Below are 15,439 nucleotides of genomic sequence, written 5' to 3' on the forward strand. Positions count from 1 at the left end.
CAAACCTAGGGCGATGACGCATCTGAATGCGTCATCGCCCTAGCGCCCCGCCTTGCCGGCGGCCATGACGCTGGCCGCTTCGGCGACGCGGGCCATGGCGGCGTGCCACGATCCATCCATCGATTGGCGGAACACCCGCATGGTCGGATACCAGACGCAGTCGTCGCGGTTGTCCACCCAACGCCAGTCGCAGGTGGTGGGCAACAGTACCCACACCGGCTTGCCCATGGCGCCGGCGATGTGCGCTTCGGCGGTGTCGGCGGCGATCACCAGATCCAGCCCGGCGACCAAGGCGGCGGTTTCCGCCAGATCGCCGCATTCCTTGCCCAAATCGGGCAGGAAGGGGCCAGCACCGAAGGTGGCGATGTCGGCGGCCCGCGATCCGCGTTGCAGGCTGACCAGTGAAATGCGGGGATCGGCGGCCAGACGCAGCAGCATCGGCAGCGGCACCGCCCGGTCGGTCGGTCGGCCGCTCCAGGCGATGCCGACACGCAGGCGGCGGTCGTCGGGAAAGTTTCGTGGCGCCAGGTCGTCGGGCAGATGCAGATAGGGGACGTCGCGCGGTGGAGTGGTGCGCGAGGTGGTGCCGATCAGGCGCGGCACGTCGGGCAACTGCACCACCACGTCCACCGCCGGCAAGCTTTCGCCGCGTGGCACCACTTGTTCGACGCCGGGCAACCCAGCCAGCAATCGCGCGCAGTCGGGGCGGCATTCCACCACCACCAAGCCGCCGTGGCGGGCCACCTGGGGAATGAAACGGGCCAGCATCAGGGTGTCTATCGCGTCGTCCTCGTCGCGCACCAGGATGGTGCGGGCGTCCAGTCGGCCACCGTCCCAGGTCGGGGCTTCGACCGGTGCCGACGAAAAGGCCGGGCGGTGGGCCATTTCGGCCATGCCGCGCGCCAGGTTTCCCGATTTCAGCAACGCACCGGCCAATTCGACCCGTGGCACCAGACCGGGACGAAGCTGTTCGGCGCGTTCGAACAACGCCACCGCCTCGCGGGCACGGCCGCGCTCGCGTTCCAGCAGCCCCAATCCGTAAAGGAATTGCGGGTTGGCCGGCTCGGCCGCCAGGGATTCGGTGAAATATTCCTCGGCGGCGAACAGGTGGCCCAACTCGCGCAGCACGTTGGCGAGGTTGGCGCGGATTTGGGGAGAGGCACCGTTGGCCAACGCCCGGCTCCAGCACGCGGCGGCGGCGTCGCCGCGTCCGACCCGGCGCAACAAGGTGCCAAGATTGGCCAATGCCTCGGCGTTGTCGGGATCATGCGCCAGCGCACGCGCGAACAGCCGTCCGGCGTCGTTCAGCCGTCCGGCCAAGGCGGCGGCGGTGCCTTCGCCCGACAGGCGGCGGGAATCTGTCGCGGCACGGGCCATGGCGGCGGGCGAGGTGGGGTCGGCGACATCGCCGTACAATTCGGCCTTGGCGGTTCCGGGGGCCAGCGCCAGCACGGGGCCGGCCTGTCCGTCGAACGGCGTCACCGGGCCGCCGGCGACGGCGTCCGGGAAGCGCCACAGGGCATAGCCGGCCTGGTTCAGGCGTGCGGCCACGTCCGGCCCCGCGCGATGTTCGAAGGTGACCACCGCCGGCTGGGCGGACAATCCGGCCAGCACGTCGTCTTCGGCCCCTTTGGCGCCCAGATGCAGCAACAACCGCCGCCCGGCCAGATGCGGGCGTTCCGCCAGCAGGGAATCCAGGGTCACCGTGGTCGCTTGGCCGCGCACCCAGTTGGGCAAGGCGAAGACGGTGCGGCCGCCGCGCGGGCGTGCCGCCACCACCGCCGGCCGGGCTTCGGCCGCCAGCGGTGTGGCGATCACTTCGACCATTTCCTCGGCGCCGGAAATGGCGATGGTGTCGGCCAGGATGGCGGCCTCGACCGGGCGGGCCTCGATGGCCAGAACGCGGATGTCGTCGGCCGGGTGGGCGGCGGCGTCCAGCGCGATGGTGCCGTCGCCGGCCCCGACGTCCAGCAACAGGTCGCCGGCTTGAAGGTGGGTGGCGAGAAAGGCCCGCACTGCCTCGCGGGTGCCGGTATGGGCGGCGGCGCGGGCGGTGCGTTCGGCCGTGGTGGTCGCCATGCGCTGGCGCAGCGCGGCGCAGATTTCCTGAACCGGACGGTTCCAATTGTCGGCACGGACCTGACGGAACAGCCGGGCCGAGGCGTACCAGGGCGAATCGTCGCGCTCCAGCATCCAGCGCCAATCCGGGACCATCGGCACCAGCACCCACACCGGCTTGCCCATGGCACCGGCCAGATGGGCCACCGCGCCGTCGGCGGCGACCACCAGATCCATTTCGGCGATGCGGGCGGCCAGATCGGCGAAATCCCCCAGGGACGGCGACAGGTCGGCCAACAGCGACGGATGGGCCAGGGCGTCGGCGTCGCGGGCGCGCGGCCCGGTCTGAAGGCTGTAGGCGGCGATGCCGGGAAGCGCCAGGATCGGCATCAATTGCGTCAACGGCACTGCGTGGTCGGGGCGGCTGCCGGCCCAGGCCAGCCCCACCTTGAGCAGTGCCGTGATGGGGGCGCGCACCGGCTGGTGGCGTGGTTCGGGGGCGTCCAGATACGGCTCGGGCGGCAATTGCGCGAGGTTCGAACCGAACAGACGGGGCAGATCGGCCAGCGATGCCTGATAATCGAGGACAAGCCCCTGGGGCAGCGGGCTGCCGGAAACCAGAACCCGCTCGACGCCGCGCAAGCCGGCGGCCAGGGACCCCAGGCTGGCCGGCACCCCCAGTACGATCCGGGCGCCGCGATCGGCCACCATGGGCACGTAACGCAACAGGTGGATGGTTTCTGCCACCCCGTTCTCGGCCCACAGCAAGATGGTGTGCCCGGCCAGGTCGGAATTGCCGTCCCACGGCACGCCCGGTGGTTCCGGCCGGCGGAAGCCGGGTCTGGACCAGCGCCATTCCAGGTCTTCCCACGCCGCCGCCAGATTGCCCGACAGCAGATTGAGGCGGGCGCGGGCCAGATGGGCGACAACGTTTCCGGGTTCCATCACCAGGGCGCGTTCCAACTGGTCCTCGGCTTCCTGAAGCCGGCCCAGTCCGATCAATGCCTGACCCAGGCCGGCATGGGCGGCGGCGGTGCCGGGATGGATGTCCAGGACGCCGTGGAACAGGTCGGCCGCCTCGGCCAGGGCGCCCCGCCGGGCAAGCTGATCGGCAAGGTCCAGGCGGGCGCCGACGTTGCCCGGAGCCAGGGCGGCGGCGCGGCCCAGGCAGGTCTCGGCCGCGTCGTCGTGGCCTTCGGATTGGTTGAGCAGCGCCATGCCGTGCCAAGCCTGCGCCGGAGCATCGGGATCGCGCAGCAACAGGCCGTACAGCACGCGGGCTTCGTCGCGCCGGCCGGTCTCGCGCAGTGCCAGGGCCAGTTCCAGCCGGGCCATGGCGTGGTCGGGGGCACGGCTCAGCGCCTCCAGCAGCGCCAGCAGCGCCTCGCGCGGGCGGCCCAGGGCACGCAATGCGCCCCCCCGTCCGGCCAGGGCGTCGGCAAGGTCGGGATAGATCGACAAGATGGCGTCATAGCGGGTCAGCGCCAAGGCGTAGTCACCGGCGGAACGCGCCGCTTCGGCCTCGGCCAGTTCGGGCGCCTGCCCCTCCAACGTCCCCATTCCGGTCTCCCCAGTTTCGGTTTGTGTGCGCCCCCGCAGGGCCGAGTCAACCGTGCCCGACGCAAGGGGTCAAGCCCAAAGCGGCAAAGACGAGGGGGAGGCATCGGCTTGCCGCGCATGGCGTGATTAGTTGTTGCGTGTTAAATAACACCAGGGGGGCGTCAGGAGCAGGGGGACGGCTTTGGCTACGAAAGTCATCGGTACTGTCGGCAAGATGCAGGGCGGGGCCAGCGTGCGCCACGCTGACGGCAGCGAAGAACGGTTGGCCGTCGGTGGCGAAATCCGCGAAGGCGACGAAATCCGCACCGACAGCAACGGCAGCCTTGCCGTCAATCTGGTGGACAAATCTTCCGTCTCGCTTGGTCCCGGAGGACGCCTGTCGCTGGACGACATGGCGTTCGACCCTGCTGACCTGGGGGGCGGCCATGCCCACTTGACCGTTCATGACGGCACCTTCTCGGTGGTGTCGGGCATGGTGGCGAAGACCTCTCCCGGCGCCATGCAGGTCAAGACGCCGGTCATGACCATCGGTGTGCGCGGCACCACCGTCGCCGGCCAGGCCGCTGGCGAGGGACAACGGAACACCATCGTCCTGTTGGCCGATCCCGACGGGCACGTGGGCGAAATCGTGGTCAGCAACGCCGGCGGTTCGCAGGTCGTCAATTCGCCCATGGGCGCCATCTCTCTGTCCAGCGCGTTTCAGCCGCCGCCGCCGCCGGTCATCCTGCCGCCATCGCAGATCATGGGCATGTTCGGTTCGGCGTTGTCGGTGCTGCCACAGCCGCCGGCGTTGCCGCCGGAGCCACAGCCGCAAGATAATGGCAACCAGGGCGACCAGGGGGCCCAGTTCATCAATGGCGGCACCGGGGAAGGCGACGCCCTGATCCCTTCGGGCGAAGTGACGGGGATGATCGGCCAGCTTGGGGATTTGGTCGGTCAGGAAAGCGGCGCGGCGCAACAGGCCATCGCCCAAGCTGTCGTCGCCGCCGCCGCCGGCAAGGAGGCTTTCCAGGATTTCCTGGACGCTCTTGACGACGACAACGACGAGCAAGTGGACGAAGTTCTGGATCAGTTGACGCAGGTCAACGTAATCACCGGGACGGCCAATTCCGACACCCTGACCGGCACGAGCGGGGTGGACTGGATCTATCCCGGTCAGGGGGGGGATAAGGTCTACGCCATGGCCGGAGACGACGTGATCTTCGCCGACCTTGACGCAAGCTACGACACTTTCTTCGGTGGCGACGGCAACGACACCATTTCCTACGTGTTGTCAGGGATGGGCGTGACCATCGATCTTGGCGACCAGATGGTTTACGGCGACGGCGACACCGACGGGCTTAACAGCATCGAGAACGCCTCGGGCTCCAATCATGACGACGTCATCGTCGCCAGCAACGGGGCGAACACCATTCACGGCAATGCCGGCGACGACATCATCAAGGTGACGCTGGACGTGGCCAACGACCTGTTCGACGGTGGCACCGGCACGGATACCTTGTCTTTTGAAGACGAGGTTCAATCGGTCGAGGTGTCTTTTAACAATGGTTCGTTCAGCTATGTCGGCGACGACATGCAGACCTATACCGACACTATCGCCAATTTCGAGAATCTAACCGGTGGTTCGGGAGATGACCGGCTGACCGGCGACAGCGGCGTTAATGTTCTGAACGGCAACGGTGGCGACGACACGTTGGAAGGTGGTGCCGGCGACGATACCTTGTATGACGGGACGGGCAATGACAGCCTGATTGGCGGCGACGGCAACGATTTGATCGAGTTGACCGGCGACAACCAGGCCGACGTCGTCAAGATCACCGGCTCAAGTGCTTCCGCCGCTGGCAACGACACCATCACCAACTTCGAGGCCGGTTCCGACACCATTCAGATCGACAGCGACGTTTTCGTGGGCCTGAGCTCTTTTGTTGTCAATTACGCCACGGATCTGGCGACGGCGCTGACCCAAAACACCACTCAGATCATCGGTGTCGAGAATGGCGGTTCGGTGGAGCTCTATTACGTGACAAGCGATCACGAATCCTATCAGATCGCCACGATCTCGGACACCACGGCCGGCAATCTGTCCTCGAATGGGTCGGTCATCGTGACGTGACCCCAACGTTTCCGGGGATGATTCCTGGGCCGGTTCAGGCTATATCAGGGCGGCCTTTGGTTTCACTCGCGGGATCGCCTTATGACCATCCTCGTTACCGGCGCCGCCGGCTTCATCGGTTTCCATACTTCGTTGCGGTTGTTGGCGCGGGGGGAAAAGGTGGTGGGCGTCGACAACATGAACGCCTATTACGATCCGGCGTTGAAGCAGGCGCGTCTGGCCATTTTGCGCGGCCATCCCGGTTTTTCCTTTCATCAGGCCGACATCGCCGACCGTGTCGCCATGGCCGACATCGCGACAGCCCATCCCGAAATCGACAGCTATGTCCATCTGGCGGCCCAGGCCGGTGTGCGCCATTCGCTGAAGGCGCCGCACGACTACACCCACTCGAACGTCGAGGGGCATCTGGTCATGCTGGAACTGGCGCGGGCCAACGACAAGTGCCGGCATTTCGTCTATGCCAGCTCGTCCTCGGTCTACGGCGCCAACACAAAGCTGCCGTTCTCGGTCGAGGATCGGGTGGACCAGCCCATCTCGCTTTATGCCGCCACCAAGCGGGCCGGCGAACTGATGAGCCATTGCTATTCCCACCTGTACCGCATTCCCACCACCGGCTTGCGCTTCTTCACCGTCTACGGCCCGTGGGGGCGCCCGGACATGGCGGCCTATCTGTTCGCCCAGGCCATTCTGGCGGGCAAGCCGATCACCATCTTCAACAACGGCGACATGCGCCGCGACTTCACCTTCATCGACGACATCGTTTCGGGGATCGTCGGGGTGCTGGACACCCCCATGGCCGATGACGGGGTGGCGCCGCCGGCGCGGGTCTACAACATCGGCAACAACCGTTCCGAACGGTTGATGGATTTCGTCGGCCTGGTCGAGCAGAACCTGGGGCGCAAGGCCGAATACAAGTTCGAGCCGATGCAGCCCGGCGATGTCAAGGAAACCTATGCCGACATCGACGCCATCGCCCGCGATGTCGGCTACGCGCCGACCACGCCGATCAGCGTCGGCGTGCCCAAGTTCATCGAGTGGTTCAAAGAGTTCCACAACGTGGGTTGAGCAGTTGCCATCAGGCAACGGACAGAGCGAGAGGCGTGATGTCTAGCAGACGGCGTGTGATGGCGGTGCTGGTTGGCGCCGGTTTGATGTTGGCGTCGGCTGTGGCGTCGGCCCAGGCGCTGGTCGCCTTTCCGCGTTCGGACGTCGAGGTGGTGACGGCCGATGGACGCCACCATCGTTTCACGGTGGAGGTGGCCACCACGCCCGAGCAATTGGCCCAGGGACTGATGTACCGCCGCAAGATGGCCGCCGACGCTGGCATGTTGTTTGATTTCAGAATGGAACGCCCGGTTTCCATGTGGATGCGCAACACGCTCATGCCCCTGGACATGCTGTTCATCGCCAAGGACGGTAAAGTGGTGGGGTTCAAGGAACGCGCGGTGCCCGGTTCGGAAGAGATCATCAGCGCGCCGGGCATGATTCGTGCCGTGCTGGAATTGAACGGCGGCACCGTGGCCCGGCTGGGGCTGGCGACTGGCGATCGGGTGGTTCACCCTATCTTCGCCGCGGCGCCCTGAGGCTCATCCGCATTTTCCGCAGTTGCCGCACCCGCCGCCGCTGTCCGCCGGGCGGCAGCGCTTGCGGATGGCGCGATACAGTTTGAACACAAGCCAAGCGGCGGCCAAGCCGACGATGGCGGCGACGGTCAGGTCCTGGCCGTTCATCCGCCGGTCATCCAGCCGGCGATGCGGTAGGTGGCGAAGGCTGCGCCATAGGCCAGCGTGGTCAGGAACACGAACATCGCCGCCGGCCAGAACCGGGAATTCAGTTCGCGCCGGACCACGCCCAGCGTCGCCAGACATTGCGGCGCGAACACGTACCACGCCAGCAACGACAAGGCGGTGGGCAAGCTCCAGGAATGGGACAGCACGTTGGCCAGCGACCCGCGTAACGAATCGCCGCTGTCGGACAAGGCGTAGATGGTGCCCAAGACCCCCACCGCCACCTCGCGCGCCGCCATGCCGGGAACCAGCGCCAGGGCGATCTGCCAGTTGAAGCCGATGGGGGCGAGAAGGGGTTCCAGCGCGTGGCCGATGGCGCCGGCGATGGAATAGCGGATAGCCGGATCGGTGGCGCCGTCGGGCGGGGCGGGAAAGCTGGCCAGGAACCACACCACCACCATCAAGGCGAAGATGGTGGTGCCGGCCCGCATCAGGAACGCCTTGCCCTTGTCGTACAGGCCCAGCAGCACGTTGCGCGGATGCGGCAGGCGATAGGCCGGCAACTGCATCAACAGCGGTTCCCGCGCGCCCTTGAGCACCGTGCGCTTCATGACGAAGGCGACCAACAGCCCCGACAGGATGCCGGCGGCGTAAAGAGTGAACATCACCAATCCGCGCAGCCCGACCCAGCCGCCCAGGACGTCGTGGTCGGGCACGAAGGCGGCGATGATCAGGGTATAGACCGGCAACCGGGCCGAACAGGTCATCAGCGGCGCGATCATGATGGTGGCGATGCGGTCGGTGCGGTTTTCGATGGTGCGCGCCGCCATGATGCCGGGAACGGCGCAGGCGAAGCTGGACAGCAGGGGAATGAAGGCGCGGCCGTGCAGCCCGACGCCGCCCATCAGCTTGTCCAGCAGAAAGGCTGCACGGGCCATGTAGCCGGAATCCTCCAGCACCTGGATGAAGAAGAACAGCACCAGGATCTGCGGCAGGAAGATCACCACCGAGCCGACGCCGGCGATGACGCCGTCGGTGACCAGGCTGCGCAACGCCCCGTCGGGGAAGGACGCGGTGATCCAGTCGGTGCATGCCGCCAGACCGGCGTCGATCAGTTCCATGGGGGCCTGGGCCCAACTGAACACGCCCTGGAACATCAGGAACAGCACCGTCAGCAGGATCATGAGCCCGGCGAAGGGGTGCAACAGAACCTTGTCCAGCCGTCGCGTCGCCATATGCGGCTGGGCCGGGGCGTGGATGGCGCGGGCCAGGATGCGTTCGACCTCGCGCGTCAGGTCGCGCAACTGGTGCGAGGACGGCTCACTCCAGCCGCATTCGGTGCGCCGTACCGCCCAACCTTCGCTTTCGGCCACCTGGAGGGTGCGGTCGATCTGGTCCAACAGCGGCTGGATGCCGCCTTTCTTGATGGCGACGGTGGGCACCACCGGCATGCCCAGTTCCGCCGACAACACCGCCGGGTCGACCCCCAACCCCTGTTTCTCGGCGGCGTCCATCATGTTGAGCGCCAGGATCGCCGGCAGGCCCAGTTGTTTGAGTTCCAGCGCCAGCCGCAGCGCCAGCCGCAGGTTGGTGGCGTCGGCGACGAAAACGATGGCGTCGGGCACGTCCTCGCCGTCCATGCGGCCCAGCACCACGTCGCGGGTCACCGCCTCGTCGGGCGAGCGGGCGCGCAACGAATAGGTGCCGGGCAGGTCCAGCACCTTGACGCGGGTGCCGGCCGGGCTGTGGAAGTTGCCTTCCTTCTTTTCGACGGTGACGCCGGCATAATTGGCCACCTTATGGCGGCTGCCGGTCAGGGCGTTGAACAGGGCTGTCTTGCCGCTGTTGGGGTTGCCGACCAGCGCGACGCGCGGCGGCGGGATGTCGTCGCTCATCAACTGGCCTTTTGCACGTCGAGACGGCGCACCAGGATGGCGTCGGCCTCGGCCCGGCGCAGGGCGACCGTGTGATCGGCGACCCTGACGGCGATGGGATCGCGCCTTGGGAAGCCCTCGTGCAGGATTTCCACCACGGCCCCTTCGACGAAGCCCATTTCGATCAGCCGGCGCTCAAGCTCTCCCTTGGGCAACGGGGTTTTGACGGCGTTTTCGTCCAAGGCGGTGATTTCCGCCCGCGTGCCCTTCGCCAAGGTGCCCAGGGGCAATGTCTTTCCTGTGTCCTGCATGGGGAAATGCCTCGATGCCTGATCCTCAGGCTGGGGAAGGGCGGCGGATTTCATACATTCGTGAAATTACGAATAAGCTGCAATGGGAAAATCAGCAAAAGATATATGACCCAGGGGCCGGGCGGCCATGTGCCGCCCGGCATAGGCTTCTCTTCAGCCCTTCACATAACTTTCCATCGAACGGACCAGATAGACGTTGTTGGGAAGCTTGTCCGTCGAGATGTAGCCTGGGGCGGCGTCGATCAAGGCCGGTATGCGGTTGACCAGGGTGGCGCAGGTCAGTTCCACCGTGGCTGGACGGTCGACGGTGATGGTGACGTCGGGTTCGCCCTCGAAACACCATTCGTTGCGGTCGAACTCGTCCGGGGCGTAGACCTTGCCGATGCATTGGGTTTCGAGCGTGATGCCTTCGGCGGTTTCGGTGACCACCACCGCCGACATGCCGGTGGCGCAGCCGGCCTTGATGGTCATGCCCAACGTCGAGGAGTGCAGGTCGGTTGCGTGGGTCATGGGCAGGCATTTTTGCACCTGCGACACTGCCGTCAGGCCCAGCCGCGCGCATAGCCAGCCGTTCTGGTTCCACATGTAGCTGGGGGCGACCTCGCCGGTGGTGATCTTTTGTGCGATGTCCCGAGAGCCGAGATCGTTGTTGCAACCCAGCTGTTCCGCGAACTCGGCCAGGGTCAGGCCGGCACCATGGGCACGGGCCAGGGCGATGCCGTAATCCTCGACGTTGTAGCTGCTGGAGCCGACGATGCGGGTCAATTTGTGCAGCGACCCGGCCAAGGTGTCGACCAGGACGCCCCAATACATGTCGGGATAGCCGCTGCCCGCCAGGGTGCAACCGTGCTGTTTGGCAAGGGCGTCCAGTTCGGCGGTGATGGCGGGGGACGAGTTCCACGGGAAGATGGCTTCCTCGGCGGTGGCGATGGCGTTGACGCCGTTACGCGCGCAGGCGGTGAAGGCTTCCCCGACGTCCGCCATGGTGCTGAGGGTGGCGATGACGCAGACGTCGGGCTTGCGTTCGGCCAGGATACGTTCAGCGTCGCGGGCGTCGGACACGACGACCCCCAGGGTTTTTCCGCCGCCGATGATTTCGCCGATGTCCTTGCCGATCACCGCCGGGTTGACGTCGAAGGCGGCGACGATGTCCGCCCCCTTTTCCAGTAGATAACGCATCAGATAGACGCTCATCTTGCCGCAGCCGTACTGGGCGGCCTTGACCTTGCGGAGCATGGTGTCCCTCCGTTTCATGATCGTCCGATCATTTTGCTCCGGGGGAAGGGGCGGACCAACCGGCATTTCCGGGAGGCTGAGTCGCGAAACAAGCCGGGCGCCGCCGTGGAATACTCCACGGCGCCCCGACAACACGGACAATAAGGAAAATTTGGAGCGGGCGAAGGGATTCGAACCCTCGACCCCAACCTTGGCAAGGTTGTGCTCTACCCCTGAGCTACGCCCGCTCTGGCTCTGGAGGAGGGATTCGAACCCCCGACCAGCCGGTTAACAGCCGGCTGCTCTACCGCTGAGCTACTCCAGAAGCGGGCGTGCTTTTACGGCCCCTCGGCCGCCAAGTCAACCGCTTTTATACGAGCATGCGTGTCGGCCTTGGTCCAGGCGCGGACCGCGTGACAAGGTTGCGTGTGCCGCTTATCATCGCCGCCATGCGTGTTTTCATCCTTGCCTTGGCTGCGATCGCGGCTGCGCCCTCCGCCCATGCCCAGATGACTTGCCGTGACAATGGCGGTTTGCCGGAACCGGCGGCGGTCACGCAAGATCAGCCGGTTGCCGGACATTTCCACCGTATCGAGGGGAAGGGACTGGCCTGTGCCGTCAGCCAGGATGCGGGCGACGCCATGAGCCGCCATCAGCAGCCGGTCAGCTTCCTGCCCTGCCTGAAGATTGGGGCGGTAGCCATTGCCGATGGCCGCACCCAGGTCGAGGAATTGCTGGGCGAGCCCAGTCATGTCAACGACCTGGACTGGCGAACCGAGGTTCGCGTCTATCCCATTCACCAGCGTTCCGTCCCCGAGCCCTATTATGTGGTCACCTACCAGGACGAGGTGGCGGTGGCGGTGCAATTGATCGGCCCGCCGACCGAGATGCCGGTGAGCTTTTCCGGCCTGGCGCTGGGCGATTCCCAGCAGATGGTGTTGGACCGACTGGGGAAGCCCGACAAACGCTGTGTCATTGGCGGCGCCCGGCCCGACACCTGGATGTGGGCGTCGTTCCCCATCGGCGTTGACGTTCTTGACAGCCGGGTGGTCGGGTTCAAGGTGACCTGGCCGGCGGGCCGGCCGACACCAAACTGATTTCGGCGGGCCGGCCGACACCAAACTGATTTCGGCGGGCCGGCCGCGGGTGTTTCCACGCCCGCGGCCTTTCCTTGCATGCCGTCAGAAGGCGACGCGGGTGCGTAGATAGAAAGAACGTCCCGCTTCGTTGACTTGGGTGACCGCGTTGTCGAAGGAACTGGAGCGGTTAAGGTGTTCGGCGTAGGTGTGGTCGAGCAGGTTGGTGATGCCGGCATCCAGCACGAAGCCTTCGGTTACGGCATACGAGCCGTAAAGGTCGAACACGGCGTAGCCCGATGTTTCACCGGTGTCCTGGCCACTGCCTGTGGTGACGTCGTTGTCCACCCGTGTCTGGGTGGCCGCCCAACGCATCCGCGAGCCAAGAGACCAGCCTTCGGGGGCGTAAGCCACTGATAGGCTACCAGAAAGCGGGGGAATCTGGGCGATGGCGCTGTCATCGTCCAAATTCTTCGCGTAGGTGTAGGCGATGTCGGTGGCGATGGTCCAGTTGGTGGCGACGCGGTATTGCCCGCCGATGTCGAGGCCGGCCATATGGGCGGCGACGTTGCGGTAGATGGTGGCGTTGTCGCTCTTGAGGATGCCCGACTGGCCACGGGCGGAATCCCTGAGGATGAAGTCCTGAACCCGGTCGTAATAGACCGAGCCGTTCAGGCTCCAGTCCTGGGCCTTGGTCGTGGCTCCCAGGTCGAGTTGATGATGGGCCTCGGGGTCGATGTTCGGGTTGCCCACCCAGGCCTTGTTGGTTCCCAGGGGTTTGTGGGCGATGCCGCGTTCGGTGGCGTCGGCGGTGCGAACCGCACGGCTGAGACCGGCGAACAGGGTTGTTCCGCCCACATCCTGTTCGAAGCGAATCAGGCCGCCGAGGTTGTTTTCCGTTTGGTCGCCCGCACGTTTGCCGTAATAGGCGCTGTAAAGGTCGTTGGCTGTGTTGTAGGTGCCGGTGTTTTGGCTGGTGGTCTGGTCGGCGGCGCCGTAATCCACCGCGACATGATCGTATCGTGCACCCAGCTTGAGACGGCGGGCCGACTGGAATGGAATGGTGCCTTCCCCGAACAGGCCGTATTGGCCGATGGTGACATCGGGCCAGGTCACGGACTCGAGATAGGCGTCGCTTTCCAGATCGACTGCACTGCCGACCCGGCTATAGCGGCGGGCGTCGCGGTTGTTGACCTGGACATCCATGCCGGTGGTCAGTTTGGTGTCGCCCACCAACCAATCCGCGGCGAACTGGCCGCCATAGGTGTCCGAATCGGCGTCCACCACGTTTCGTCTGGTGGCGGCTGAGGCCGGGACGCGCAGGGAGTAATTGTCCATCACATGGTCGAGCAGCGAGGCGTAGGCGTTGAAACGCACCGTATCCAACGCACCGGTGGCCAGCCTGCGGGTTTCGAACTTGAGCCGGATGGTGTCTGTTTCGTCCAGGGGGGCGTCCATGCTCGCTCCGGCGAACAGCACGTCCTCGGCTTTGTTGTATTGGTAGCCAAGGGACAACAGGGTGTCGCGGGGTGTCCACCCCGCTTCGAGCCCGCCGCCGAATTGACTGAAGGCGGCGCGGACTTTCTGGTCGTTGCCATCCTTGTAATTCTCGCCACTTTTCCAGTTGCCGCCGCCACGGACGTAGCCGGCTTCGGTGCCGCCGGTGGCCTGAAGCCAGCCGTCACGGGTGGCGCCGTTGGAATCGTAACCGCCGCCGGCCTTGACCGCATAGGGTTTGTCCGCCGTCACCTTGGGAGGGTCGCGGTCGAAACGGATCGTGCCGCCGGTGGCGCCGGGACCGTTGGTGACGCTTTGATAGCCCTTGATCACCGTGACCCTGTCCATGGTTTCGGGGGCGATGGTCGAGGTTGGAGGGTCCATGCGGTTGGGGCAGCCGCCGAAAGTGAAGGCGCCGTCGTTGATGATGTTGAGTTGGTTGCTTTTCTGTCCCCGGATCACGGGGTCGACGCCGTGTCCGCCCATGCGGCCGGCGCTGATTCCTGGAACCGAACGCAGCAGTTCGCCAGCATCGACGGCGGGCGGGATCGTGGGATCGTTCAGATCGATGGTGATCTGATTAGGATCGGCGGGTGGTTCGGCGATGACCTCCACCTCGGGCAGAACGTATTGAGCCCAGGCGTGAGTGGGGGCGACGGCCGACAGTGTCAGGGCCGCCAGTGATACGCCGGACAGCCGGAAAGAATGGCTCTTCATATGGAAAACTCCCCTTATTACAGACGGTTCAGGTTGTTCGTGTCATCCGGGGAGGTGGCGAGCGGGCTTGATAGGGCACAGTGCGGGCGCTCGCCCGTTCGAAAGGAACGGCCGTGCAATGCCCGGTCTGGGCATGCGTTCCCATTGAGCCGGGCTGCTGCCATGGCTGCACCTGGAACGGTGTGGCAAGGGTGTTGGATATGCCACGGCACACGTGTTTCGGCATGCCAATGGCGAAAGCCGGTGACGTGGTGGTCACGGCCTGCTCCAGACGCAGGAATTTCCAAGGTGGCCGGAGCGGCGAAGCCGCCGGCCAGACGGATCATTCTGTCGGGATCAGCCCATGGGGGGCGCGCGTGGGCCGACGGCCCCCGGCGGCAAGGTGGGGAACAGATGGTCGTCGACGAAGGACGCAAGCGCCACGGCTTCGCCGGATGACGGCGGTGGCGGCAACGGCGGTGCCGTTGGCGTTTCCGAGGCCGAGGCGTGCATCAGCGGCAGGCAGAACACGCACAGAGGATCGGGCGCTGTCTGTTCCTGTCGGCCGTCGGCGTCCACCGAGATCATGCCGTAGGCGGTGCAGACCACGAAGCGGCTGGACAGCAGGTCCGATGACGGGGGCGCCATCGGCAGCATCGTTGCCACCAAGTTGAACGCCAGCACCACCAAACCAAGCCAAGCTGCCAAAATTCCCCGTTTCCGCATCGATAAGGCGGAGCGAAGAATGGGCTTCTTGGCAGTCTTGCGCATCATGGTGTGTAAGACTGTTGTGATAATTACGCATTGTCAATGCGGATAGTCACCTATGAATATTGATGTGGTGCCCCTGTACCATCATGAATATTGATAATTGTCAATTTGCGCCTCTATTCCTCGTCTGGAACTGGCATTTTCTTGCCATTTTCGTCGATGGCTACATAGGTGAAGGTGGCGCTGGTGACCTTGAGCTGGTTGGCGTCCAGACAGCGGCGGCGCACCCAGGCTTCGACCCGGATGGCCAGCGACGTGCGGCCGATTCGGATGATGTCGGTGTAACAGGTCAACTCGTCGCCGACATGGACCGGCTGGTGGAATTCCATGGCGTCCACCGCCACCGTCACCACCCGGCCACGGGTCCGCTGGAAAGCGTGGGTGCCGCCGGCAAGGTCCATCTGGCTCATCAGCCAGCCGCCGAAAATCTGGCCGTTGGGGTTGGTGTCGGCCGGCATGGCGACGGTGCGGATGGACAGCCGGCCCTTGGGCGCGGTGGTCGTCTCGATGCTTTCGGGGGCGCTCATCGGCGGGAAAACTC

12 protein-coding genes and 2 tRNA genes are annotated in these 15,439 nt (G+C 65.4%); 4 read left to right on the forward strand and 10 right to left on the reverse strand.

Annotated features, from left to right (window positions below):
• Positions 1-39 precede the first annotated feature (39 nt).
• The gene (locus G4223_RS10910) at positions 40-3,618 is read right to left on the reverse strand and encodes a tetratricopeptide repeat protein (protein WP_163679152.1); all 3,579 of its coding nucleotides are present in this window, start codon (positions 3,616-3,618) and stop codon (positions 40-42) included.
• Between the two features lie 181 nt (positions 3,619-3,799).
• Here G4223_RS10910 and G4223_RS10915 point away from each other — a divergent pair, with 181 nt between their 5' ends.
• The 3 genes from G4223_RS10915 to G4223_RS10925 all read left to right on the forward strand — a co-directional run bounded on the left by G4223_RS10915 (position 3,800) and on the right by G4223_RS10925 (position 7,314).
• Positions 3,800-5,731, forward strand: a complete 1,932-nt coding sequence (locus G4223_RS10915) for a FecR domain-containing protein (protein ID WP_163679155.1) — start codon at positions 3,800-3,802, stop codon at positions 5,729-5,731.
• 81 nt (positions 5,732-5,812) lie between these two features.
• The gene (locus tag G4223_RS10920) at positions 5,813-6,796 is read left to right on the forward strand and encodes an NAD-dependent epimerase/dehydratase family protein (protein ID WP_163679158.1); all 984 of its coding nucleotides are present in this window, start codon (positions 5,813-5,815) and stop codon (positions 6,794-6,796) included.
• 38 nt (positions 6,797-6,834) lie between these two features.
• Entirely contained in the window at positions 6,835-7,314 is a 480-nt protein-coding gene (locus G4223_RS10925) for a DUF192 domain-containing protein (RefSeq protein ID WP_163679161.1), read from the forward strand.
• Positions 7,315-7,317: 3 nt separating this feature from the next.
• On the opposite strand, the gene G4223_RS10930 is transcribed toward G4223_RS10925, so the two are convergent.
• The 6 genes from G4223_RS10930 to G4223_RS10955 form a co-directional block, all read right to left on the reverse strand.
• On the reverse strand, positions 7,318-7,461 hold the full coding sequence (locus G4223_RS10930; protein WP_163679164.1) for a hypothetical protein: 144 nt from the start codon (positions 7,459-7,461) through the stop codon (positions 7,318-7,320).
• Positions 7,458-9,353 (reverse strand): ferrous iron transport protein B, encoded by a 1,896-nt coding sequence (feoB, locus tag G4223_RS10935; RefSeq protein WP_163679167.1) that lies wholly within the window; start codon positions 9,351-9,353, stop codon positions 7,458-7,460. Before feoB ends, G4223_RS10930 begins: the two co-directional genes overlap by 4 nt.
• A complete protein-coding gene (locus tag G4223_RS10940) occupies positions 9,353-9,643 on the reverse strand; it encodes a FeoA family protein (RefSeq protein ID WP_163679170.1) in 291 nt (96 codons plus the stop codon). The genes feoB and G4223_RS10940 overlap by 1 nt, the downstream gene beginning before the upstream one ends.
• 153 nt (positions 9,644-9,796) lie before the next feature.
• Complete coding sequence (locus G4223_RS20235; protein ID WP_163679173.1) at positions 9,797-10,879, reverse strand: NAD(P)H-dependent amine dehydrogenase family protein; 1,083 nt, start codon at positions 10,877-10,879, stop codon at positions 9,797-9,799.
• A gap of 152 nt (positions 10,880-11,031) precedes the next feature.
• Positions 11,032-11,106 (reverse strand) — tRNA-Gly (locus tag G4223_RS10950).
• A gap of 2 nt (positions 11,107-11,108) precedes the next feature.
• A tRNA-Asn gene (locus G4223_RS10955) sits at positions 11,109-11,183 on the reverse strand.
• An 88-nt stretch (positions 11,184-11,271) separates the two neighbouring features.
• Here G4223_RS10955 and G4223_RS10960 point away from each other — a divergent pair.
• Complete coding sequence (locus G4223_RS10960) at positions 11,272-11,955, forward strand: hypothetical protein (RefSeq protein ID WP_163679176.1); 684 nt, start codon at positions 11,272-11,274, stop codon at positions 11,953-11,955.
• Positions 11,956-12,039: 84 nt separating this feature from the next.
• Here the strand turns inward: G4223_RS10960 and G4223_RS10965 are convergent, their stop codons facing one another.
• The 3 genes from G4223_RS10965 to G4223_RS10975 all read right to left on the reverse strand — a co-directional run bounded on the left by G4223_RS10965 (position 12,040) and on the right by G4223_RS10975 (position 15,425).
• The gene (locus tag G4223_RS10965) at positions 12,040-14,148 is read right to left on the reverse strand and encodes a TonB-dependent copper receptor (protein ID WP_163679179.1); all 2,109 of its coding nucleotides are present in this window, start codon (positions 14,146-14,148) and stop codon (positions 12,040-12,042) included.
• Positions 14,149-14,484: 336 nt separating this feature from the next.
• Positions 14,485-14,901 (reverse strand): DUF2946 family protein, encoded by a 417-nt coding sequence (locus G4223_RS10970; protein WP_338086870.1) that lies wholly within the window; start codon positions 14,899-14,901, stop codon positions 14,485-14,487.
• Between the two features lie 113 nt (positions 14,902-15,014).
• Positions 15,015-15,425 (reverse strand): acyl-CoA thioesterase, encoded by a 411-nt coding sequence (locus G4223_RS10975; protein ID WP_163679184.1) that lies wholly within the window; start codon positions 15,423-15,425, stop codon positions 15,015-15,017.
• Positions 15,426-15,439 lie beyond the last annotated feature (14 nt).

The organism is Magnetospirillum aberrantis SpK, assembly GCF_011022235.1.
Taxonomy (GTDB): Bacteria; Pseudomonadota; Alphaproteobacteria; order Rhodospirillales; family Magnetospirillaceae; genus Magnetospirillum; species Magnetospirillum aberrantis.